General features: G+C 65.0%; 20 protein-coding genes. 14 read left to right on the top strand and 6 right to left on the bottom strand.

The window, feature by feature from the left end; genetic code table 11:
• The first annotated feature begins 283 nt into the window (after positions 1-283).
• Together LB564_RS23725 and LB564_RS23730 are read left to right on the top strand one after the other, a co-directional pair.
• Positions 284-1,453, top strand: coding sequence for a DUF1972 domain-containing protein (locus LB564_RS23725; protein ID WP_224541673.1), 1,170 nt, complete (start codon positions 284-286; stop codon positions 1,451-1,453).
• The gene (locus LB564_RS23730) at positions 1,450-2,718 is read left to right on the top strand and encodes a glycoside hydrolase family 5 protein (protein WP_224541410.1); all 1,269 of its coding nucleotides are present in this window, start codon (positions 1,450-1,452) and stop codon (positions 2,716-2,718) included. Before LB564_RS23725 ends, LB564_RS23730 begins: the two co-directional genes overlap by 4 nt.
• A 56-nt stretch (positions 2,719-2,774) precedes the next feature.
• On the opposite strand, the gene LB564_RS23735 is transcribed toward LB564_RS23730, so the two are convergent.
• The 3 genes from LB564_RS23735 to LB564_RS23745 form a co-directional block, all read right to left on the bottom strand.
• On the bottom strand, positions 2,775-3,152 hold the full coding sequence (locus tag LB564_RS23735; RefSeq protein ID WP_189524535.1) for a hypothetical protein: 378 nt from the start codon (positions 3,150-3,152) through the stop codon (positions 2,775-2,777).
• A 733-nt stretch (positions 3,153-3,885) separates the two neighbouring features.
• Positions 3,886-5,301 carry a VpsF family polysaccharide biosynthesis protein gene (locus LB564_RS23740; RefSeq protein ID WP_224541412.1) on the bottom strand — a complete coding sequence of 472 codons (1,416 nt, stop codon included), beginning with the start codon at positions 5,299-5,301 and terminating at the stop codon, positions 3,886-3,888.
• A gap of 1 nt (position 5,302) precedes the next feature.
• Positions 5,303-7,375 (bottom strand): GumC family protein, encoded by a 2,073-nt coding sequence (locus LB564_RS23745; protein WP_224541414.1) that lies wholly within the window; start codon positions 7,373-7,375, stop codon positions 5,303-5,305.
• 332 nt (positions 7,376-7,707) lie between these two features.
• Here LB564_RS23745 and LB564_RS23750 point away from each other — a divergent pair, with 332 nt between their 5' ends.
• The 5 genes from LB564_RS23750 to LB564_RS23770 all read left to right on the top strand — a co-directional run bounded on the left by LB564_RS23750 (position 7,708) and on the right by LB564_RS23770 (position 11,834).
• A complete protein-coding gene (locus LB564_RS23750) occupies positions 7,708-9,219 on the top strand; it encodes a formyl transferase (protein WP_224541416.1) in 1,512 nt (503 codons plus the stop codon).
• A gap of 89 nt (positions 9,220-9,308) precedes the next feature.
• A complete protein-coding gene (locus LB564_RS23755; RefSeq protein ID WP_224541418.1) occupies positions 9,309-10,517 on the top strand; it encodes an FAD-dependent monooxygenase in 1,209 nt (402 codons plus the stop codon).
• Between the two features lie 129 nt (positions 10,518-10,646).
• Positions 10,647-10,850 carry a hypothetical protein gene (locus LB564_RS23760; protein WP_140708867.1) on the top strand — a complete coding sequence of 68 codons (204 nt, stop codon included), beginning with the start codon at positions 10,647-10,649 and terminating at the stop codon, positions 10,848-10,850.
• A gap of 86 nt (positions 10,851-10,936) precedes the next feature.
• Entirely contained in the window at positions 10,937-11,134 is a 198-nt protein-coding gene (locus LB564_RS23765; RefSeq protein ID WP_224541419.1) for a hypothetical protein, read from the top strand.
• A 376-nt stretch (positions 11,135-11,510) separates the two neighbouring features.
• On the top strand, positions 11,511-11,834 hold the full coding sequence (locus LB564_RS23770; protein ID WP_224541422.1) for a transcription initiation protein: 324 nt from the start codon (positions 11,511-11,513) through the stop codon (positions 11,832-11,834).
• Positions 11,835-11,846: 12 nt separating this feature from the next.
• On the opposite strand, the gene LB564_RS23775 is transcribed toward LB564_RS23770, so the two are convergent.
• A complete protein-coding gene (locus LB564_RS23775) occupies positions 11,847-12,713 on the bottom strand; it encodes a sugar phosphate isomerase/epimerase family protein (RefSeq protein ID WP_224541424.1) in 867 nt (288 codons plus the stop codon).
• A gap of 1 nt (position 12,714) precedes the next feature.
• A complete protein-coding gene (locus LB564_RS23780; protein WP_224541427.1) occupies positions 12,715-13,785 on the bottom strand; it encodes a LacI family DNA-binding transcriptional regulator in 1,071 nt (356 codons plus the stop codon).
• Between the two features lie 141 nt (positions 13,786-13,926).
• Between LB564_RS23780 and LB564_RS23785 the strand changes: the two genes are divergently transcribed.
• The 4 genes from LB564_RS23785 (at position 13,927) to LB564_RS23800 (ending at position 17,204) form a co-directional block, all read left to right on the top strand.
• Positions 13,927-14,958 carry a hydroxyacid dehydrogenase gene (locus LB564_RS23785; protein ID WP_224541429.1) on the top strand — a complete coding sequence of 344 codons (1,032 nt, stop codon included), beginning with the start codon at positions 13,927-13,929 and terminating at the stop codon, positions 14,956-14,958.
• Positions 14,959-15,077: 119 nt separating this feature from the next.
• Positions 15,078-15,431 (top strand): hypothetical protein, encoded by a 354-nt coding sequence (locus tag LB564_RS23790; protein WP_224541431.1) that lies wholly within the window; start codon positions 15,078-15,080, stop codon positions 15,429-15,431.
• A gap of 307 nt (positions 15,432-15,738) precedes the next feature.
• Complete coding sequence (locus LB564_RS23795; RefSeq protein ID WP_224541433.1) at positions 15,739-16,482, top strand: helix-turn-helix domain-containing protein; 744 nt, start codon at positions 15,739-15,741, stop codon at positions 16,480-16,482.
• A 47-nt stretch (positions 16,483-16,529) separates the two neighbouring features.
• Positions 16,530-17,204, top strand: coding sequence for a GntR family transcriptional regulator (locus LB564_RS23800; RefSeq protein ID WP_140708882.1), 675 nt, complete (start codon positions 16,530-16,532; stop codon positions 17,202-17,204).
• Here LB564_RS23800 and LB564_RS23805 read toward each other — a convergent pair.
• Positions 17,197-18,198, bottom strand: coding sequence for an NADP-dependent oxidoreductase (locus tag LB564_RS23805; protein WP_224541435.1), 1,002 nt, complete (start codon positions 18,196-18,198; stop codon positions 17,197-17,199). The two genes, LB564_RS23800 and LB564_RS23805, sit on opposite strands and share 8 nt — an antisense overlap.
• Before the next feature lie 150 nt (positions 18,199-18,348).
• Between LB564_RS23805 and LB564_RS23810 the strand changes: the two genes are divergently transcribed.
• The 3 genes from LB564_RS23810 to LB564_RS23820 all read left to right on the top strand — a co-directional run bounded on the left by LB564_RS23810 (position 18,349) and on the right by LB564_RS23820 (position 22,102).
• Complete coding sequence (locus LB564_RS23810) at positions 18,349-18,936, top strand: TetR/AcrR family transcriptional regulator (protein ID WP_224541437.1); 588 nt, start codon at positions 18,349-18,351, stop codon at positions 18,934-18,936.
• 427 nt (positions 18,937-19,363) lie between these two features.
• Complete coding sequence (locus LB564_RS23815) at positions 19,364-19,666, top strand: hypothetical protein (RefSeq protein WP_224541439.1); 303 nt, start codon at positions 19,364-19,366, stop codon at positions 19,664-19,666.
• Positions 19,667-20,017: 351 nt separating this feature from the next.
• Entirely contained in the window at positions 20,018-22,102 is a 2,085-nt protein-coding gene (locus tag LB564_RS23820) for an acyltransferase family protein (RefSeq protein ID WP_224541441.1), read from the top strand.
• The last annotated feature ends 61 nt before the right edge of the window (positions 22,103-22,163 follow it).

Here is a 22,163-nt window from a genome sequence, read left to right on the forward strand (position 1 = left end):
CTGCGCGCCCTCCGCCGATTCTGGCGCACAGAAGTCCTTACGCAAGCATTATGCCGTGCTAATATATCCGTTCGCAGGCCGACAAGCCGCAGCGTGGCCTCGTTTCGATACACATACGTTGGGAAGGTTGACCGATAATGAAACAACTCGGGCGCTTGGAAGAAATATTTTACAACCCGGGTGCGATGATGGCTGGAATCGAGCCTGCCAGCCTACCGCAAGGGCGCGGCTTTGAGATGAGACAGCATTGCGGATCGAGCGGACCTGAAAAGTGCCAGCAGTCATGAAATCGGAACAGCCTGCCATCCTGATCCTCGGGACGCGCGGCATTCCAGCGGCCCATGGCGGTTTTGAAACCTTCGCCGAGAAGCTGGCGCTGTTTCTTGCCGGGCGCGGCTGGAAGGTCGGCGTCTACTGCCAGGAGGAGGTCGAGCGGGTCGACCAGAGGGTGCGCGTCGATAGCTGGAAAGGCATCGACCTCATTCACATCCAGGTCGCCTCCAAAGGCCCGCGCGCGACGCTGGAATTCGACTGGCAATGCGTGCTCGACGCCGCCCGTCGGCCCGGCGTCTGCCTGGTGCTCGGCTATAATGGCGCGGTCTTCCTGACCTGGCTGCGGCTGATGCGGCGCAAGATCATCACCAACATGGACGGCATCGAATGGCGCCGGCCCAAATGGGGTGTGGCGGCGCGCACATGGTTCTGGCTCAACGAGTGGATCGGCGCCTGGGCCTCGCACCGTCTGGTCGCCGACCATCCCGTGATCGCCGACCACCTGGCGACGCGCCGGCCGCGCGGCGCCATCGCCACCATCACCTATGGCGCCGATCCGGTGACGTCGGCGCCGGAGGCGCCGGTACGCGCGCTCGGCCTCGAACCTGGAAAATACCTGATCTCGATCGCGCGCATCGAGCCCGACAACAACATCCTGCCCATCGTCGAGGCCTTCTGCAGCCAGAAGCGCGACATGAAGCTGCTCGTGCTGGGCACGCTTTCCCCTGACATCCCCTATCATGTCGCCGTTCGCAAGGCGGCCAACGCGTCGGTGGTGCTGCCCGGCGCCATCTACGACCAGGCGGCGGTGAAGGCGCTGCGTTTTCACGCGCGCGCCTATATGCATGGCCACACGGTCGGCGGCACCAACCCGTCTCTGGTCGAGGCGCTGGCCGCCGGCAACATGGTCATCGCCCACGACAACCCCTACAACAGATGGACCGCCGGCGCGGCCGCCGTCTTCTTTACCGACAGGCAGAGTTGCGCCGAGCGCATGCGACAGGCGCTGGAGGATGACGCCCTGGTCAGGACTTGCGGCGAGGCGGCGAGAGCCCGCGCCGACGAAGTCTTCCGCTGGGACGATGTCCTGCTCGCCTACGAAGCCGAAGCCTACCGGCTTCTCGGCGTGAGCGCCGCCGGTGCCGTGCCGATCGAGCGCCCCTCGCCCGGCGCCGTATGAGGGGCTGGTCGCGACGGCGGCTGTTGCGGACCGCGCTTTCGACGGCGCTGCTGCCCGCCACGGCCGCACTTTCGTCCGTGCCGCCCGCTTTGGCCGCCACCGGCGAATGGCGTTTTCGCCGCGGCGTCAATGCCTGGCCCTGGTTCGCGCTGACGCGTGAGTTTCCCGCACCGCGCACCGACTATGACTGGCCGCCCTTCCAGTCGCAGCGGCCGGTGCCGACACCGGCCGACCTTCGCCGGCTGCGCCGAACCGGGCTCGATTTCATCCGCCTGCCGGTCGATCCCGGCCCGTTCTTGGCCGCCGACGCCGCCACGCGCGCAAAATTGCTGGCGATGCTGGACGATGCCGTCACGGCCGCCCTCGATGCCGACCTCGGCATCATCGTCAACGTGCAGGCCAACGGCGCCACCCATTACTGGAATCCCGACCGCATGGTCTCCAGCACCGCCGCCCCCGAATTCGCAGCCTATCGCGCGCTGGTCGGCACGCTTGCCGGCAGGCTGCAGCGCTTCGCACAGGGCATGGTGGCGCTGGAACCGGTCAACGAGCCGCCGCAATCCTGCTCTTCCAATGTCTGGTCGAACGTCCAGGCGGCCCTTCTGACGGCTGCCAGGGCATCGTCGTCGACCTTGCCGCTGGTCGTCACCGGCGGCTGCGGCTCGATGGTGAGCGGGCTGGCAGCGCTCGACCCGGAGCCGCTGGCGGCCTTCGAGCCGATCCTGTTCACCTTCCACTTCTACGAACCCTATCTGTTCAGCCACCAGGGCGCGCCCTGGATGCGCGAGCCCGTCTACCGCGCGCTGAACAACGTGCCATGGCCGGCCTCCGCCGGTTCGCTCGAGCAGACGCTGGCCTCGGTCAGGGCGCGCATGGCGCAGGACATCGAGACCTCCGAAGCGGACAAGCAGGCCGCCTATGCCGAAACCGAGCGCGTGCTCAAGGTTTATTTCGACGCCAGGCCCGACCGCTGGTTCATCGACAAATATATCGGCCAGGCGCGCAACTGGGCCGACAGCCACGGCATCGCGCCTGGCCGAGTCATCATGGGCGAATTCGGCGCGCTGCGCACCGACGCCCGCTACGTCGCAGCCCCCAACCCCGACCGTGCCCGCTACATCGCCGATGTCAGGCAGAGCGCCGAGGCATCAGGCTTCCCCTGGGCCTTCTGGGACCTCTTCGACGGCATGGGCATGATGGACGACACGACGCGCGCGCTCGACCCGGCGATGGTGGATGCGCTGGGTTTGAGGATGGCGAAGTAGAGAGTCGACGACGAAAAGTGGCCGAGTGCCTCCCTTTCTTTTCGTCTGGTGCCCATCTACCGATAGAGGTTCGGGTGCCTGGCCTTCTCGGTTTGACAATTTCCCGCCCTTTGAACCGCCATCGCGTAGGCTCTTTCATAGACGTGGATGGCCCTCTGGAACTTGCCCGGATTGGGCGTCAGATGTTTATCGATCCCATCGTACAAAAGGACTGGAACAGTGATGATCGCTTTTCCATCCTCGTTCGGCCTCAACCGACATCTTTGGATCACGCCGTTCAGATCGCCCGCCATTGTTGCGACCTTCTTCAAATAGGCATCGTCCTTTCCAGCCAAGAAATTTATGTTGTTCTGCTCTCCTTGCCCTGCTGAGGCAGCCGATATCGCGAAGCAAATTCCTGCGGTGAATGAAGCCAAAGCAAAGCCTAATTTCATTGTTCCCTCCCAATTTGTATCAAAGAAAGCACATTTGTGCATAACTGAACAACTGGCGGCGAAGTGGCAAAATGTATCGCTATAGACAGCCTTCTTCGCGATAAACGCCTCGGACTGCAGACAGTGTCCCGTCCATCCCCACTCGCCAATATACCCGCGCGGCGATGTTGCAAACGAAGCTATCCTCGTTTCGCTTCGCACCGTATGCCCCGGTGGGTTCAAACCACGTTGGATTGAACCCCTCCGCTCGAAGTTCATCGGCAAGTTTCCAAACCGAAATACCAAGAGGAAAGCGGGCACGAACCCGGGCATCAAACTCTATGGACGCAGCGCCAAAGCTTGAAGGCAATCCTTCGGTCAGTTGGGACGATAACCGCAAATTTTCCCACCATAAGGTGAGAACAAGCCCAACAGCGATTCCGCTCACAAGCAATGCGATGATTTTTCCAATACGCAAAATCTTCCCCAGACAACTTAAATTCTGCCGCCACCGCCAACATCAAGGATGTAATGCAGTGTCCACACGATATGCAACGGTCATCTAGACGACGACGGCCAGGAGGTCGCCTCGAACATTGCCCAGATCGAGGGCGTTGCGCCTCAGGTGAGCTTCGGCAAAGTCGAGATGGTCGCCGACGGCGTGCTGATCGGCGTGGTTCGCGGCAGCCTCCGACCGCCAGATTCTATGGTCAACGTCACGGCATGGATCCTCCGCGACGGAGCTACGCTCCTGCTACGCCCTAGGATAACGACGACGCGAGGGCCTGTCGCCAATCACCGACATTGACGGTTCGTGCGCTTCGCGGGGCTGCATCTGGAGCCGCCTCACCCGCGCCGGCCTGTACAGCGCCAGCGCGATCACCACGAACTTGGTCATCAGCGTCGTCTTGGACGCAAGGCTTTCGGAGGTGTTGAGCAGGATCAGCCAGCCCAGCATCGTCAGCCAGATGCCGGCATGGCAGCGGCGCGCCACTTCGTGCATGAACAGCACGAAGCCGAAAAATAGCAGGAGCGTGAAGAAGGCGCCCTGATAGAGGAGCAGGCGGATGATCGGGTTCTCGATTCCCTGTTCGAGGCCATTGATGCGGCGCAGGCTTTCGATGAGATCGATATCGGGTCCCACGATCAGGTCGCGCAGTTCGAAATGCTTGAACAGCTCGAACATTTCGACGCGGGCATTGGCGCTGCCGCTGTCCGAGACGAAGCGCTCCAGCAGCGCGTCGAAGAAGCCGTAGGAGAACAGCATGACGACCACCACCGGCAGCAGCGAGGCGAGCAGGACCGCAAGAGCGGCACCCGGCAGGCTGATGCGTCCTCGCCTGAGATAGGCCACACCGCTGAAAAGCAGATAAATGCCGCCGAGCACGATCGTCGTCACCATCGCCGAGCGCCCGCCAAACGAGACCAGCGCCGCGCATTGCAGGCCGATCAGGGCGAGCCGCATCGGCATGGACAGCGATCGCGAACCCGAGAGCAGCGCCAGCACATAGATCGAGGTGACCGTGGCGTTGGACAGCGGATGGCCCTGGAGCGCCGTCGAGCGCAGGTCGTTCATGAACACCGCGCCGTCGAGCCGGTACGGAAAGACCAGCGTCTTGGTGGCGAACTCGAACAGGGCCAGCAATGCGTTCACCGTCATCACCGCGTGGACGACGGTCTGTATCCGGGCGAATGTCCTTTCGTCGGCCTCCGCCAGCATCATCACCAGCAGCGCCGGCGCCACGAACGTGTCGATCATGCCGGCCATGCCGGGGCGCTGCCTGACGATGACGACGACCAGCAGCAGGATCGAGATGACCGCCATCAGCGCGCTCGCCGGCCGCCGGTCGGCGATGGCCAGCGTGTAGCCGACCGGGTTGCCGAAGGTGCAGGCGCGCCAGGCAAACATCAGCACCAGCAGATAGGTCGAGGGATGGATCTTGGTCGCCGGATTGCCGGTCAGGCCATCGTAATTATAGCCGACCAGCCACAGCATCCCGCCAGAGATGGCGAAGAGCAACGCCACCACCGCGACCAGGCCGTAGCCGGTCACCCAATCGAGGGAATTGCCGGCGCGGGGCGCGGTCGAGGCTTGACCCTGGCCGGCCCAGCCGGCCGCCGGGGAGGCTGACCGGGCGGCACCCCGGATGGCAGCCCGGATGACAGCCATCTCAGGCCGCCTCGTCGACCAGCAAGGCGCCGGTCGGCAACCGTCCCATGACGGAAATGGCTTGCGAGGCCGCCGTGACATCGCGCATCGGCGTCGCGTTCAGCGTGGCGACGAGCACGATCTCGTCGACCATGGCGACCAGCGGCGAGGCGTTGAGATTGTCGGCCAGCGCGCCGCCGTCAACGACGACGAGGTCGAAATTGCGGCTCGCCTGGGCCAGCATATGCTGCGTGAAATAGACGCCCTGCGCCTCGGAGAAGGCGGCCTTCGGCCGTCCCTTGCCCAGGACCGCGACATTGCTGCCGGGCGCGAACTGGCTTAGCGCCTCGAAAGCGTATTCGCCGCGCAGCACGTCGAGCAGGCCGGGCTGCGGCTCCTTCTGGCTCTTGCCGCCATTGGTGTCGATGAACAGCACGCGGCTGCCGCGCGCGGCCGCCGCATTGGCCAGCAGGCGCGCCACCCGGCCCCGCTGCGCGGCGTCCTCTGGCGCCGACGTCAACAGGATCGATGGCACCAGCGGCCAGTTCGGCGGACGCCGGCTGGAGGCGAACAGGCGTCTCAGCGCCAGGCCCGCGACCGCATCCGTTTTCTGCGCGGCCGGCGTGGCGGCGCCGCCGAAAGGCCACCAGCGGCGGCGCGCCGGTTTTGCCGGCAGCACGCCCACCACCGGCGCCTCGATGGCCGATTGAATCTGCGCGCTGGAAAGCACCGTCGGCGACGAATATTCCGCGATCAGCCCCATGCCGGTGCCGAGCCCCAGCCCGCCGAAGAACGCGCCGAACACCAGCAGCAACAGCGGCGGCCAGCTCTTCTTCAGGGCGGGCATGGCGCTGGAGATGATGCGCGCATTGGTGCTGTCGACATTGATCTGCTCGCGCGTTTCCTGCGCCCGTTGCAGATAGGTGGCGTAGACGGAGCGCACCGCCTCGAGATCGCGCTGCAATTCGCGCAGCTTGACCGATGCCTGGTCGGTGTCGAGCGATTTGCTCTTCATGCCGGCGACCTTGGCCTCCAGCGCCTGCTGGTTGGCCAGCGCCCGCTCGTAGTCGGTTTCGGCGGCGGTGACGATGCGGCCGAGTTCGCGCGCGATGAGCTGGCGCGTGTCGCGCAGCTGCTGCTGGGCCGCGATCATCGAAGGATGGCGCGGCCCCAGTTCGGTACCGAGCTGCGAGAGCTGGTCGACAAGCGTCGCCTCTTGCGTGCGCAGGCTCGAAATCACCGACGAGCGCATGGCCTCGGAGGTCGCGTCGGGCGCGCCGCCCTGCTTGCGCAACTGGTCGACCTGCGCCTTCAGCGCCGCGGTGCGGCTCTGCGCGGCCGACAGCTGCGTGTTGATCTCGGTCAGTTCCTGGTCGCTGACCAGATTGCCCGCCGCCATCACCATGTTGTTGGCGGACTTGTAGGCCTCGACCGCGTTCTCGGCCTGCTGGACGCGCTTGCGCTGCTCGTCGAGCCGCGCGGTGATGGAATCGGAAGCATCCGTGGCCATCTTGGCGCGCGCGCTCGCCTGGTCGGCGAGGTAGGCCTGCGCGATGGCATTGGCGAGCATCGCCGCCTTGTCGGCGCTCTTGGCGGTGACGATGACGTCGAGGACCAGCACCTTGTCGGCCCGCTTCACCGCCAGCCGCCGGCGCAGCGCATCGAGTGTCTTGCCCGTCTTGTCGGTATCGGCCGACCCGCCGCCCAGCAGACGGCTCAGCAATCCGCCCTGCCCGTTGAATTCGGGATCCTCGGTCAGGTTGGTTGCCGCGATAGCCCTGAGCAGTACGCCGCTCGACTGGACGACGGCGACCTGGCTTTCCACCATGGTGATGCCGCCATCGGGCGGAACGCGGCTCGGATTGACGTCGTTGGTGACCACCTGCAGGTCTTGCGGATCGACGATGATCTCCGCCACCGAACTGTAGAGCGCCGGGGTGAACAGCCCATAGAGCAGCGCCGCAAGGGTCAGCAGCAAGGCGGTGGCGAGGATCAGGAAACGGCGGCGCACCAATATGCGCTTCACGTCACCCAGTTCGACACTCGAGGATGGATAGGAGGCGGCCGGCATCGGCTCCGGCGCGGCATATTGCATCCCCTCCGGAGCGTGTTGTTGCGGCAACGAGAGCAGGGATGATTGCAAAGGTCGCTCCGACAACACTCCATGTGCCCCAAAAGATTAAATTGCGGCTTCAGCCTAGCTATTACTCCAACTGTTAAAACACTGTTAATTATGTTGGGAGCTCTTCTGATTTCTGGCACGAAGTTTGCGTAGCAAAGGCAACGGCCATGTTGACAGGGCGCAAGCGAGCGGGAAACGAATGGAAATGGAGCAACCTCTCCCTCCAGTCCATCCGTCCGCCCGCCTCTCATGCCCGAAATCGAACACCGGCCGGTTACCGACCATCAGAATTCTAGGGGTGCGACATGCAGGTGAGCCTGCGCCTGGACAGCGACTGCCTCCGAGCTTTTCACTTGCTGCTGCTGCGGCGCCTGGCGGCGCTCGCCGATGTCGAGGTTCGCGTCGACGCGCGCCCGGGCGGGAGCGGCGTCCCAGGCAGCATCGCGGCCCTGTTCCAGCTTGAAACGGTCATCCATGGCTTGCCCGCGGACGGGTTGGCCAAGCGCCTGCCGCTGCCGGCGCTGGCCTCCTACAGCACGCCGCCGCCCGCCGCGCCCGACCTCGTGATCGACCTGTGCGGCGACGTGCGGCCGGAAGGGACACGCGTCTGGCGCGTGACCTATGACGGCGCCGCCGGCGAAGCCGCCCTTCTGGCATCGATCCTCGATGGCCGCACCCCGCTGGCCAGCATCGAGGAGAACGGCGCCGTCGTCGCCGAAGGACGCCTCGGCACCGAATATGGCGGCATCGCGCTCGCCGCCTTCCAGGACATGCTGGCGCGCACGGCAAGCCTGATCGTGGCAGCGGTGACGGGCGCGGCGCGAGGCGCCCTGCCCGTCCTGCCTGAGATGGTGGACGGCAGGGCCGCGCCGTCGCTGCCCTCGGCCGGCAGGCTCGGCGTCAGGGCGGGCAAGGCGCTGGCGCGGCGCATCGTCCAGAAAATCTACCATCTCTGCTACAACGCCCCGCACTGGAAGGTCGGCTGGCGCGAGATCGGCGGGAAGGATCTGTTCGATCTGCGCGCCCATCCGGCATCGGGTTGGCAGGAGTTGCCCGACGACGGCAGCCGCTTCTACGCCGATCCGTTCCCGATCCTTTACCAGGGACAGGTGACCCTGTTCGTCGAGGACTATATCCATCGTCTGGGCCGCGCCATCATCTCGGCCGTGCCCTTCGGCCCGGCGGGACCGATCGGCCGCCCGGAGCCGGTGCTCGACCTGCCCTACCACCTCTCCTACCCCTTCGTCTTCGAGCGTGACGGCGAGGTCTGGATGGTGCCCGAAAGCTGCGCCAACCACACGGTCGATCTCTACCGCGCCACCGCCTTCCCCGGCGGATGGGTGAAGGAAGCGACACTGCTCTCCGACATCGTCGCCAGCGACGCCACCCTGGTCGAGCATGGCGGGCGCTGGTGGCTGTTCGCGACCGTGCGGGACGGTGGCGGCGCCTTCTCCGATGAACTGCATCTGTGGTCGGCGCCGGACTTTCGCGGTCCCTGGACGCCGCATCCCAAAAATCCGGTGCTGATCGACATCGCCTCGGCGCGGCCGGCCGGCCGCATGGTGCAACGCGGCGGCCAGTTGCTGCGCCCGGTGCAGGATTGCCGCAGGAGTTATGGCGCCGCGCTCGGCATCGCACGCGTCACTCACCTTGATTTGAATGGCATGGAACAGCTTGTCGAGACCATCTTAACCCCTGGTCCGCTATGGAGCGGGCGCAAGCTGCACACGCTGAACGAGGCGGGCGGCCTGGAGTTCATCGATGGCTCGGCGATCGCGCCGCGCTGGAAACAAAAGAGGCGACCGCGGTTAACCTAAACACTTGTTACTACCAGCCACTCGCGCCGGTTGCTTGAGGTTGATCAAGGTCCGGTAGATATTTCCACCACAGATTGTGGAGCAGAAAGATGACGAGCTTGAAGGGCAGCGAGGCGAGCGCCGCCGAAGCTGTCCCGACCGAGGTCGATGTGGCGATCGTGGGCGCCGGAATGGCGGGCACGACCCTGGCAATGGTGCTGGGAAAGGCCGGGCGCAAGGTGGCGCTGATCGATCCGCACCGCGTCCATCATGACGAGTTCAGGGCCGAGAAGATCGGTACCGCTCAGATACGGCTGTTCGAGAAGCTCGGCCTCGACGAAACGATCATGCGTCTCGTCACGCCGTTCGACGACATTCATGTCTTCCGCCTCGGCCAGTTGTTCGCGCGCGAGCGCAGGCCGGAATACGCGTTTTCCTATGGCGCGCTGATCAACGGACTCCGCGATGCCCTTCCCCCGCAGGTACCGCTTACGGTCGGCAAGGTCATGGAGGTCTCGACCGGACCGGACCGGCAGCGCCTGGTGCTGAGCGATGGCAGCGTCATCATTGCCCGCCTGCTGGTGGTCGCCACCGGCTACAGCGAAGCTGTGCGGCGCGCCATCGGCGTCGAGCGCGTCGAGCAATCGAAAGCCCATTCGCTGTCGATGGGTTTCGACCTCGTCATTGCGCCGCGCGAATGCGTCTACCAAGCCGTCACCTGCTACGGCAAGCGGGCAGCGGACCGCGTGGCCTATCTCACCATCTTCCCGCTCGGCGACAAGATGCGGGCCAACATGTTCGTCTATCGCACCGTGGCCGAACAATGGACGCGGGATTTTCGGGCCGATCCGCAGAAGATGCTTTGCGAATTGATGCCGGAAATATCGGCGCAATGCGGCAATTTCGCCGTCGCGAGTCCCGTCGAAGTCAGGCAGATCAACCTGACCACGACGCAAGGCCACCGCCGCGACGGGGTCGTCTTCGTCGGCGACGCGTTCTGGACGACATGCCCGACGCCGGGCGTCGGCATTGGGCGGGTCATGATCGACATCGATCAACTCCACTCCGTTCACATTCCACGCTGGCTGGAGACGCCAGGCATGGCGGCCGACAAGATCGCCGCTTTCTATGACGATCCGGTCAAGGTGGCCTCCGACGAGGCCGGCATGCGGGTGAGCGTCTACGCCAGGCGGATCACAACCGAAAACGGGCTGGAATGGCGCGTGCGGCGCCTGCGCAACAACACGGCACGCCGGCTGATGCTCATCGGCCGCAAGGTGCGCCATTTGGGATCGCGGCGGCAACCGGGCATGGCGTGAGGCGCCTCCCAATCTTCCTCGCCATCGAAGACAGCGGTTTCTTTCCACGGGGTTGAAAAAAACAAATCCAGTGCCGTTCGTTCGGAACAAGCGGCGCGCCGACAGGTTATCCCCGCAGGAGATCCTGTCATGGTCAAGAATATCGACCGCGCGTTGCAGGATGCTATTCTGGCGATGCGCATTCTTCGTAAATCCATCATTGACCATGGCCATATGGAAGCCATGGCCGAATTTGACGGCTTGATGAGCGTGACCATTTCCGAGGCCGAGCGCGAACTGACCCGCTGGCAGGCCGGTCATCGCGCCGGACGGTCAGGCGTGGCGCAATCCTGACGCGATTGGTCCGCGAGCCGGCGGAACCTTGCCGCATCCGGATGGTTCTAGGACATCGCATCGCGCCGGAGAACGACGTGACCCGAGTGGTCGACAAGCAAAAGCTCGAGAGAGCCGATCGCGAGTCGAGGATCATCCTCGACGCCGAACGGCTGGCCCGTGACGCAAAGACCGCCCGCCTTCGCGAGGAGCGGCTGTCCACGGCGAGCAACACGGCAAACGACGGCGGCAAGCCGCGAAAGCCCGCCGCTTCAAAGCGCCGTCGTGACGCGGGCGCCTGCTGAGCGTCACGGCACGCGGCAGCGAAGGCCAGCACGGCAATGAGGTCGGCGGAACAAGGCGATCCCACGAAGATGCCGAAAATCCCAGGCACCAACGCCTCGACGGCCTGCCAGGATAAGATTTCACCATCTCGAAGGTGTGGCGCCGCAAGGCTTCCAAGATCGGCTTCAAATCCACTTGCATTATGCAACCGGTTCGGATACGGTCAAACTAGTTGCAAAACGCAACTGGAAAGTTGACGCGATGGATCGGCGCTCGGCATGCCCCGATAAATCTCGCGACAGAAGCGATCGCCGGAGCATGGACCTCCTACGCGAAGCGGTTGCGAGAATGGCAGCCGTCACCCGCGTCACGTCGAAACCCTGAAAGGAACTCACAATGCCAAAGTTCGTTACGATCCAATATGGCGACCGGGTCGGGTATGACCGCACGCCCCAACCCATCAGGGATGCCGCTCATGAACAGGACGCGAAGTTGCTCTCCGAAGGCGCCCTGATAGGGAGGGCGGGGACGCCGGTACAGGTGCGCAATCCGGAAGCGTCGGGAGTGGAAACGCGCGATGGTGCGTTCATGTCATCAGATCTGCCGATCGCCGGATTTGCCGTGATCGAAGCTGCTGACCTTACCGACGCCATCGAGAAAGTCTCGCAGGTCCCCTGTGCTGTCGCGCATGGCGTCGTCGAGGTGTGGCCCTTGAGATGAAGTCCAGTTCTGTCAGCGAACCGCTCCCAGCCGCAAACCCGCTTTCGCCGCCGCCTCGCGCAGGAACGGCAGGCCGACGCCGATGACGTCGTCGGGATTGTCGGCCACCGGGCGCCACACCGCCAGGCCGCCGGCGATGTCGGCATCGACATGGTTCATGCTTTCGAGCGTAATGGCGCCGGTATAGCCGATATCGGCGATCGCCTTCATGCAGGCCGCCCAGTCGAGCATGCCGCGCCCGGGTACGCCGCGATTGGCTTCCGAGACATGGACATAGCCGAGATAGGGCGCCGCCGCCTTGAAGCCGGCGGCGAAACTCTCCTCCTCGATATGCATGTGATAGGTGTCGAGATGGATGAAGATGTTGTCGGCGCCGACGCGCTCGATGATGTCGGCCGCGTCGACGCCGCGATTGATCAGATGCGTCTCGTAGCGGTTGCAGGGCTCGATGCCGAGCTTCAGCCCATGCGCACCGGCCGCCTTGGCGGCGCGGACGAGGAAGCGGCACATGCCGTCGATCTCGCCTGCCGTCGGCGCGCGGCCCGAAGTCTTGCCGATCGTGCCGTAGGTGACGCCGCCGAGCGCCTCGCTGCCGACCGCCTCGCAGACGCCGAAGGCCGGTTCGAGAAAGGCCAGCGCCTCGTCCGGACGCGCCACGACATCGAGTGAGGCCGGCAGGCCAAGTGACGGAATAAGCGCGACATTCCAGCGTTCGGCAAACGCGCGCGTGCGCGCCGTGTCCATCTCCTCGGGGCGCAGCAGCGGGATTTCCAGCAGCCCGATGCCGAGCCCCTTCAATCGCTCCATCTGGGGCTCGATCAAATCGAGATCCCAGACCGGGGCAATCGCAAATGTGTGCAGTCCAAAGACGTTCGTCAACTCAACCTCTCCCTTCCCGCGCCGCCGCATTGCCGGCCGGCGGCCCCACGGAATCGCGCATCAGGAGCCGGCACGGCTCCAGCCGCGCGGCCGGCGGCCCCTCTTCCCCCTCGATCCTGGCAAACAGCGCCGCCATGGCGTGTTCCGCGATGCGGCCCACCGGCTGCACCACGGCGGCGATGGCCGGCCATGTCACCTGCATCCATTCGGCATCGTCGAAGCCGACCAGCGAAATGTCGTCGGGGCAGCGCCAGCCGCGCCGGCGGAATTCCGACAGCGCCACCTGCGTACCCCTGAGGAACAGCGAATAGACCGCCGTCGGCCGCTCGCCCTTCTCCTCGCATCCGCCGAAATAGTCGCGCAGCCGCGCCCTGAGCGGCTCGACATCGCTTTCGGCCAGCACCACGTCGATGCGCGTGTCGGGTGCGAGCGCAAGCGCGGCGGCGCGGAATCCGTCGAGCCGGGCGCGCACGGTGGCCGCCTGTTCGCCAAGACCGACGATCAGTATGTGGCGATGGCCCCGGCCGGCCAGTTCGCGCGCCACTTGCGCGCTGGCCGCGGCGCTGTCGGCCGACACCGTGTCGAAAACCGTGTCCGACAGCACGCGGTCGATCAGCACGCCGGTCATGCCGTTGGCCTTCATGAACCCGGCCGCCGGTCCATGCTCGTTGCGCACCGGGGCCAGCACCACGCCGGCCACCCGCCAGTCATGCATGCGGGCCAGAATCTCCTTTTCGCGCGCCTCGGATTCGCGGCTCGAGGCAGCCACCAGCGTGTAGCCACGCTCTTCGGCAAGGCTCTCCAGCCGGGTGACCATCTGGCCGAAGAACTCGCTTTCGAATTCAGGCACGATGGCGCCGATGATGCGGCGCCTTGCCCTGCGCATGTCGGACGCCAGCGGATCGACCCGGTAGCCCAGATGTTCTACGGCATCGAGGACGCGCCGCGCATTCTCCTGCTTCACCGTGGCGACGCCGGACAACACCTTGGAGACTGTGGCCGCCGACACGCCGGCGCGATCCGCCACGTCGTGAATCGACGGACGCCGCTGCTGGGCCTGCCTGTGCGCCATTGTCCTCCTCCCGGGGGCCGGCCTCACCATCGGCCTGCTTGCGAAACGAGTAAATCGATTTATCGTGCTTGTAAATCGTTTAACCCAGGATAGATTTGGCCCCGAGGAAGCGCCCTGGAGCCGCTTCGGGAGGATATTGCCATGTCGAACACCGCCTTGCCGCTGGTCATCAGCGCGCCCGAGCCGCGCACGCTCGAACTGATCTTCACGCCGCCGCAGCTGGCGCGGCTCAAGGCGAACTACCGCATTGTCGAGACGACGGCCGACGGAGTGGCGCAAATGCCGACCGAGGTGCTGGCGCAAGCGCGCTACATCATCGGCCAGCCGCCGATCTCGGTCGAAACGCTTGCGGCCATGAAGGCGCTGCGTTGCGTCTTCAATGTCGAGAGCAACCTCCTCGACAACATGCCCTATGAAACCCTGTTCGCGCGCGGCATCCATGTCGTGACGACGGGCCTTGTCTTCGCCGAGCCGGTCGCCGAACTCGGCCTGGCCATGGCGCTCAACCTTGCCCGCGGCATCGTCGATGCCGACCTCGCCTTCCGCCAGGGTCGGGAGCTCTGGGGCGGCGATGGCAACGAGACGGCGCGGCTGCTTTCGGGCGCCGATGTCGGCATTATCGGCTTCGGCGATCTCGGGCGCGCGCTCAACCGCCTGCTGTCGGGTTTCCGCACCCGAACAAAAGTGTTCGACCCCTGGCTGCCGCCGTCGATCCTGAGGGAAAATGGGGTCGAGCCGGCCTCGCTGGACGCGGTGCTGTCGTCGAGCGACTTCGTCTTCGTCGTCGCCTCGGTGACCTCCGAGAACCAGGGCTTTCTGGGCGCCGACGCTTTCGCCGCGATGCGCAAGGGCGCCGCCTTCATCCTGCTCAGCCGTGCCGGCGTGGTCGATTTCCCGGCCCTGATGGCGGCGGTGAAGAGCGGCCACATCCTTGCCGCCAGCGATGTCTTTCCCGAGGAGCCGCTGGCGGGGGACCATCCCGTGCGGGCGCTGCCCGGCTTCCTGCGCTCCGCCCACCGCGCCGGCGCCCTCGACATCGCCTTCAAGCGCATGGGCGACATGGTGCTGGAAGACATGGACCTGATCGATCGGGGCCTGCCGCCGTTGCGCTCCAAGCGCGCCGAACGCGAGACGGTGTCGAGGATGCGCTCCAAGCCGTCCGACAGGAACTGAGCAACCGGGCGGTGTGAGCATCGCTGAACCGCATCGGCGAGGTATGTACCGAATCGTACGTTGAATCCCCTTTGAGATGCGCCTTCAAAGGCGTAAAAAATGCAACTCGGGAGGCAGCGATGATCGAAAGCTATAAAGACATAGCGCAGGCCGCTATCGAAGCCAGCTTCCTGCTACGACATCGTTCCATTGCTGGGAACGTCGCCTTTCGCCGCGAAATAGACCATTCCCGGCGCGTGATCGCGCAATCGCGCGAGCTTCTGAAACGGATTCGCGAACGCCAGCGCGACGACAGCCGAGCCTGGGAAGATGACCGGTTCCCGTTGCCGTCTCGGCGTTCGATGCCGACATTCTGCGCGCTGTGTTTCGAGATCTGGTCTCGGAAACGAAGGTGCCCGAGTGTCAATGGCGCGATCTGGCCAGAAGCCTCGTTCACGAGTTTACCGGCTGCGATCTGGTCGAGACCGGCTTGATAGAATGGATCATTCATAGATAGCGATCCGCAAGGCATACCCTCTCCCAGAGGTGGGCCTCCCGTTGTGATGGAACGATCGCGCCGCCGGCGGGTTTTGCAAGAGGCCAGGGCGGTGGGACGCCCGGCCTACTCCAGAAGGCCCGTCACGAGTCGCGTCGGTGGCGGGCCTTTCTCCATCGCACGTGATATTGGCTCCATCGCAGGTGATATTGGCCGAAGGTCCCATTCGCGCCGCGCCCATCTTGTGCGACATTGCCCTAATATCAGCAATTGCTTGAATATGGTCGGGACGTCGGGGCGGGGTCGTGCCAATTCGCAGGAATCTAGCCGCGAATCTCAGACGGCTGGTCGGCAGCCATCCGTCCGTGAGCGCGGTTTGCCGCGGATTGAACATGAACCGCTCGCAATTCGAACGCTACCTGCAAGGCAAGAGCCTGCCTAACCGGGCCACGGCGCGACTGATCTGCGACTATTTCCGCATCGACGAGGACGAATTGTACCGCGCGCCGGAAGCGGCGGCATCGCAACACGCCCCCCTGTCGCCAATGCACGAAACGCTTTACGAAAACATGGTGCGCGGCCCCAGCCCCGCCATCGCCGGCGGCGCCTACTTCACCTACTTCGCGGTTCCCGATCGCCCTGACCTTTTGATGCGCTCGGTCACCTTCGTGCGGCGGCAGGCCGAGCTGGTGACGTTCAGGCGCGTGACCCGCTGGGTCGAAGGCCATCGCCAGGGCGGCGCGCGTGTCCCGGGCTGGCATTATGGCGTGGCGATCTCGCGCCTGAACTGGATCTATTTCGCCGCCATCAACCGCCGCCAGACCGCCGAGCCGTCGATCATGGCCGTGCAATGGGCGCCCTTCTCGGAGCCGGTGCTGGTCGGCAAGGCATTCGTCCTGACCGGAGCCGGGCCGGCCTGCATCAAGGTCATCATGCGCCAGGAAGTCGGCAGGATCGGCCTGCGGCAGGCAATGCGGATGTCGGGCGTCGTCAGCCTCGACGACCCGCGTCTGGACCAGCTTGTGGCCAGCCTCGCGCGCGAAGGCTAGAGTGGTCGGCGCCAAGGATGATTTGGCCTGGCCAACGAGAGAGAGCGATGCTCAACACGGTCGACTATGGCGGCAAGGAAGCCGATATCGTGCACGCGCTGGAGGAAGACATCATCTTCGGCCGGCTGGCGCCCGGCACGCGCCTGGTCGAGGACGTGCTGCTCGCCCGTTTCCCGGTCTCGCGCCACACCATCCGCCAGGCGCTCTACCAGCTGGAAAGGCTCGGCGTCGCCACGCGCGAGCGCAACAAAGGCGCCATGGTGCGCCGGCTCGCGCCCGAGGAAGTGCGGCAGATCTACGAGGTACGCGAGATGCTGCAGCGCCAGGCCGCGCTGATGATCCGCCTGCCGGCGAGCGAGGCGTTGATCGCGGAATTGACCGAGATCCACCATGTCTACAGCGGCCATGTCGATGCCGGTTATCTCAGAGGCATCCACGAGGCCAATGACCGCTTCCACCTGACCATGTTCTCGGCCTGCGGCAATGCCTATCTGGTGGCCTCGATCGAGCACTATATGCGCCTCAGTCTGCCGGTGCGGGCCAATTCCCTGGCAGACCGGGACAAACTCGACATCTCGCGCCAGCACCATCTGATGATGATCGAGGCGCTGAAGCGCAGCGACAATTGGGTGCTGGCGCAGCTCTGCGTCGACCACCTGCAGCCGAGCAAGGTTTTTTATCTCCAGGAGGTCGAGGCCTCGCTCCCGACTGTCCCTACCTGACCTTGATGACCACCTTGCCCTTGGCGCGCCCGGTTTCGACATAGGCCAGGGCTTCGTTGGTCTGTTCGAACGCAAACGTCCGGTCCATGACAGGGCGTATGATGCCGGTTTCGACAAGCGACGCGAGCCGGCTCAACTGATCGCCTTGCGCCCACATGAACAGGAAGGAATAGGCGACACCGGCGCGTTCGGCCCTGCGGCGTATGCCGAGACTGAGGAACCACATCACCAGCTTCAGCACGACGTTCAGGCCTTGCTTGCTGGCGAAGCCGGGATCCGGCGGACCGGAAATGGAAATCAGCTTCCCGCCCGGCTTCAGCACGCGCAGCGATTTTTCGAGCGTCCTGGCATCCTGGCTGTTCACGACGACGTCGTAGCCTTGCAGCACCTGCTCGAAATCGTCCTTCCGGTAGTCGACGACGATGTCGGCGCCGAGACTTTTCACCAGATCCATGCTCGCCGCGCTCGCCGTCGTCGCAACCGTGGCGCCGAGATGCTTCGCCAGTTGGATGGCTATCGTGCCCACCCCGCCGGAACCGGCCTGGATGAAGACCTTCTGGCCCTTCCGTAAGCCTGCCCTTTCGACCAGCACCTGCCAGGCGGTCAGGCCGACCAGGGGCATGGAGGCGGCCTCCTCCATGCTGAGGTTTTTCGGCTTCAGGGCCATGTCGGCCTCGTCGATGGCGATGAATTCGGCGAATGTCCCGATCCGGCCATCGCGCGGCCGTGCAAGGATTTCGTCACCGGGTTTGAACTTGCGGACTTTCGAGCCGACGCGCACGACGACGCCGGCCACGTCATGGCCCAGGACGAAGGGCGGCCGATACGGCACTATCAGCTTGAACTCCCCGTCCCGGAGCTTGGAATCCAGAACGTTCACGCCGGCGGCGTGGATTTCGACCAGGACGTCATTGTCCCCCGGCTCGGGCACCGGCATTTCGGCGAGCCGCAGCGCGCCCTTCTTCTCATATTTATCGACGACAAAGGCTTTCATCGCACTCGCTCTCTCACGATCGCGATCTTTCCGGAGTGCGTTTCATTGATGCTCCAGAGCCCCTCGGGCTAGCTTTCCGCGACAGATTGAATTATGATCGTAATATCAGATTATGATCATAATGCAATAGTGGTGTGGGAAAGCAAGGACATGCGCTACGAAAAGGGCCGGAAGGACGCATCGCGCGGCCGGATCATGGAGGTCGCCACCGAGCGGTTCCGCGGCGACGGCATCGCCGCCTCCGGACTGGCAAGCATCATGAGCGACGCCGGGCTGACCAACGGCGCCTTCTATCCGCACTTTCCCTCCAAGGCGGCGCTGGTACGGGAATGCGTGGCGGCGGCACTGGAGGGCCAGTCCGGGCAGATCGCGGAGGCGCTGGCCTCCGGCGGCCTGGAAAAGGCCATGGACGCCTACCTGTCGCCGGAGCACCGCGACAATCCGGGCACGGGCTGCGCTTCCGCCGCGCTGTTGCCGGAAATCGCGCGGCAGCAGCCCGAAACGCGGCAACTCTATACCGAGCGCCTGATGATCCTGGTGCAGCAGGTGTCGGCCGCCCTCCCGCCCGATACGAGCGACCCCGAAGGCGTGGCATTCGGCATCTTCGCGACGCTCATCGGCGCGCTTCAATTGGCCCGCGCCGTGGAAGGGCCGGACCTGTCGGATCGCATCCTGGCGGTAGGAGCGGACGCGGCCCGGTCGCTGATCCAACAGGGTCGCCGCGCACCAGCCGGCTGAGCCCGAAGCAACAGACGGCGAGAGCCTGAAACTTTCCGCAAGCCGCCCTCGTTGCTGCGTGATCGCCAAGGCGATAGCAAGACCCTCCATTCAATACCCGCCGGCCTCTCGCCGGCGGTTTTTTATGTTCGTCCGAGGCCGTCGGTCGCCGGGGAACCATCGACGAATCGAGAAGTTGTCCAGGCGGCCAGAAGCCTGGCCGACACACAGAAGCCCGCGCAGGCGCCGGCGGCGGGAGAGGCTGGGCTGAAACCAGTAGATACAGGACAGAACCGCGTTGCTTTCAGATCCCGCGTAGGTTTAAACGCTATTTTGGCCCTTTTCGAGGAATTCTGACCTGAAAATCCGGAACTTTCTGGCAAACTGTTTCGTTAGAAAGCTTGATCGTTGCTTCGACGGTCACAAAGCAACAGGGAAGGACCCAATCATGAACATCAAGATGATCTGTCTTGGCGCGATGGCGCTTTCAATGGCCACCGGCGCGGCTCTCGCGGGCGGCAACACGGGAACGTCCGCTCTCGATGATCCTGCCAAGATGAAGCCGTTCTACACGGACTCCGGCATGAAAACGATGGTCGGCAATGATGACTTCGTGAAAGCCTGGAAGGCGCTGACGCCCGAGGACCAGACGGCGATGAAGACCGCCTGCGCCGACGAGGCCAAGAACGCAAACCCCACCAACACCCATCCGGAATTCTGCAGCAGCGTAAAGCTGAACGGCGGCAGCTGATAACGCGCCACTGCCCTGGAGACAGCCCCGTTCGCGGGGCTGTCTTTTTGTGACTGCCACCGCCCCGACTTGTCGCCCGTTGATCATGTTCGCCGGTTTCGCCCCCGGAAAGGCTGATGCGGCGTGCCGGCTTCGCTCCTGGGAGGCCGCGCGGCGCTTGTGTCGACGGCGGGTAAAGCCGGATCCATCGGCACCCAGGCGATACCCCTTCCCACCGGCCGTCCTTTTTCTGGCCATGTTGCACTGCGAAAAACATGTTGCATTGCGACAAGAAACTTGTTGCATTGCGGTAGCGACCTTCCCGGCCGATACCGGCAAGGGCTGGCTTCGGGCTTGCACCAAGGAGACCTCGTGGCGGCATCGTTTCGGCCTGACATACAGGGCTTGCGCGCGCTGGCGGTTGGCGGCGTCGTCGCATATCATTTCGGCCTCACGGCGCTGCCGGGCGGCTTTGCCGGCGTCGACATCTTCTTCGTCATTTCCGGCTGGCTGATCACGACGCATCTGATGCAGGAGATCGCCGAGACCGGCCGGCTCGACCTCTGGCGCTTCTATGCCAGGCGCGCTCGGCGCCTGCTGCCGGCCGCGATCTTTGTCATCCTGGCCACGCTTGCCGTCGGCAGCCTCATCATGGCGCCGCAGGAACAGGCGCTCTATTCGCGCGGCGCCATGTATGCGGCGGCCTACGCCATCAATCTGTGGCTGCTGCGCTGGTCGTTCGACTATTTCGCCGCCGACGCCTTGAGCAACCCCTTCATACATTTCTGGTCGCTGTCGGTGGAGGAGCAGTTTTATCTCGTCTGGCCGGCGCTGCTTGTCCTGGCCGCCTGGCTGCGGCCGGGCCGGCGCATGACCGTGGCGGTGATCGGCATCGTCGGCCTCGCCTCCTTCGCCGCTTGCCTCTGGCTCACCAGCCTGGCGCCGGCCTGGGCCTTCTACTTCTCGCCGCTGCGCGCCTGGGAGTTCGCCGCCGGCGGCCTGGCGACATTCGTCTCGCCGGCGCTCTGGCATCACCGATCCTGGCTGCGGGCGGCGCAGGGGTGGCTCGGCCTGGCGCTGATCGCGACAGCCTACCTCACCTTGAGCGAAGACCTGCCCTTCCCCGGCTGGTATGCGCTGCTGCCGGTTGTCGGCACCGTGCTGGTGCTCTTGAGCGGCGCCGGCGAGCAGGCCGACGCCCCCGGCGCGACGCGCTGGCAGGCTTTGGCGCCCGCCGCCCTGCTTTCGCTGGCGCCCTTGCAGTGGGTCGGCACGCTCTCTTATTCGCTCTATCTCTGGCACTGGCCGGTCATCGTCTATGCCGGAATGCTGCGGCCGGATATCGGCGTGGCGCAGCGCCTCGGCTGCGCCGTGCTGGCGCTGGTTCTGTCGGCGCTCACCTATCGGCTGATCGAAAATCCGGCGCGGCGCGGCGACTGGCTGGCGGCGGCCGCGAAAGCCTTTCGCCTCAACGCCGGTCCGGACGCAAGACCGCTCCGGCTTTTCCCCGGGCTTGTGCTAGCCCCCGCCCTCGTGCTGACAGGCGCCGGCGTGGCGGCCGCCTACGCCAACGCGCATCTGGCCACGCGCAGCATCGACCCCACCCAGCGCGGCATCGAAGAGGCCGCCGAACAGCCTTCCCTCGCGCGCGCCACCGACGCGAACTGCCTGCTCGACTTCCAGACGGTGAAGCCGAAACCGTGCACCTTCGGGCCGGCCGATGCCGCCAACACCATCGTGCTGTTCGGCGATTCGCATGCCGACCACTGGTCGACGCCGCTGGTCGCGGCGGCCCGGCGCAATGACACCAAGGTGGTCACCTATCTGAAGTCGTCATGCCGCGCCTCGCGACTGTCGACCTTCAGCGCCGTGCTCAAGCGCGACTACACCGAATGCGACGCCTGGCGCGAACAGGCGATAGCGGACATCATCCGCGAGAAGCCGCGCCTGGTGGTGATCTCGGAATTCTCGATCGGCAATCTGACGCGCGACATGACCGCAGCCGGCCGCACCGCCGAGACCGCGCGCTGGCAGGCCGGCCTGCGCTCCACCTTGGAGTCCTTCAGCCAGGCCGGCGTCGCGACCGCCGTCATCCGCGACACGCCGATCGGCGGCAGCTTCGCCGATGCCTGCGTCGCCCGCGCGCTGTGGTGGCGCGAGGCGCCCTCGCGGTGCGACACGCCGCGGGCGCAGGCCGCCAATGACGGCGCCGCGGCGCAAGAGCGCGCCGTGGTGCAAAGCGTGCCCGGCACGCTCTATGTCGACCTCACCGACCGCTTCTGCGACAGCGCCACCTGCCACGTCTTCATCGGCGGCAAGCTCGCCTTCCGCGACCGGCACCATCTGGCGACGGCGTTTGCCGAAACGCTGGAAGAACCGCTGGAAAAGGCGCTGTTTCCAGAAAGGCTTGGCTCCCTTCTCCCCGTTCACGGGGAGAAGGTGCCGGAAGGCGGATGAGGGGCAGCGCGGCGTTGCACCGCCATGGACAGGCGCTTGCCGTCACGGCGCGTGGCTCGAA

Source organism: Mesorhizobium sp. ES1-6, from assembly GCF_020164775.1.
Taxonomy (GTDB): Bacteria; Pseudomonadota; Alphaproteobacteria; order Rhizobiales; family Rhizobiaceae; genus Mesorhizobium.

Excerpts from the sequence above, each read along its gene's own strand:
- LB564_RS23785 (WP_224541429.1), top strand. The coding sequence starts at position 13,927 with ATGTCGAACACCGCCTTGCCGCTGGTCATCAGCGCGCCCGAGCCGCGC.
- LB564_RS23740 (WP_224541412.1), bottom strand. The coding sequence starts at position 5,301 with ATGGCTGTCATCCGGGCTGCCATCCGGGGTGCCGCCCGGTCAGCCTCC.
- LB564_RS23790 (WP_224541431.1), top strand. The coding sequence starts at position 15,078 with ATGATCGAAAGCTATAAAGACATAGCGCAGGCCGCTATCGAAGCCAGC.
- LB564_RS23815 (WP_224541439.1), top strand. The coding sequence starts at position 19,364 with ATGAACATCAAGATGATCTGTCTTGGCGCGATGGCGCTTTCAATGGCC.
- LB564_RS23805 (WP_224541435.1), bottom strand. The coding sequence starts at position 18,198 with ATGAAAGCCTTTGTCGTCGATAAATATGAGAAGAAGGGCGCGCTGCGG.
- LB564_RS23800 (WP_140708882.1), top strand. The coding sequence starts at position 16,530 with ATGCTCAACACGGTCGACTATGGCGGCAAGGAAGCCGATATCGTGCAC.
- LB564_RS23725 (WP_224541673.1), top strand. The coding sequence starts at position 284 with ATGAAATCGGAACAGCCTGCCATCCTGATCCTCGGGACGCGCGGCATT.
- LB564_RS23730 (WP_224541410.1), top strand. The coding sequence starts at position 1,450 with ATGAGGGGCTGGTCGCGACGGCGGCTGTTGCGGACCGCGCTTTCGACG.
- LB564_RS23755 (WP_224541418.1), top strand. The coding sequence starts at position 9,309 with ATGACGAGCTTGAAGGGCAGCGAGGCGAGCGCCGCCGAAGCTGTCCCG.
- LB564_RS23750 (WP_224541416.1), top strand. The coding sequence starts at position 7,708 with ATGCAGGTGAGCCTGCGCCTGGACAGCGACTGCCTCCGAGCTTTTCAC.
- LB564_RS23760 (WP_140708867.1), top strand. The coding sequence starts at position 10,647 with ATGGTCAAGAATATCGACCGCGCGTTGCAGGATGCTATTCTGGCGATG.
- LB564_RS23735 (WP_189524535.1), bottom strand. The coding sequence starts at position 3,152 with ATGAAATTAGGCTTTGCTTTGGCTTCATTCACCGCAGGAATTTGCTTC.
- LB564_RS23810 (WP_224541437.1), top strand. The coding sequence starts at position 18,349 with ATGCGCTACGAAAAGGGCCGGAAGGACGCATCGCGCGGCCGGATCATG.
- LB564_RS23745 (WP_224541414.1), bottom strand. The coding sequence starts at position 7,375 with ATGCAATATGCCGCGCCGGAGCCGATGCCGGCCGCCTCCTATCCATCC.
- LB564_RS23770 (WP_224541422.1), top strand. The coding sequence starts at position 11,511 with ATGCCAAAGTTCGTTACGATCCAATATGGCGACCGGGTCGGGTATGAC.
- LB564_RS23780 (WP_224541427.1), bottom strand. The coding sequence starts at position 13,785 with ATGGCGCACAGGCAGGCCCAGCAGCGGCGTCCGTCGATTCACGACGTG.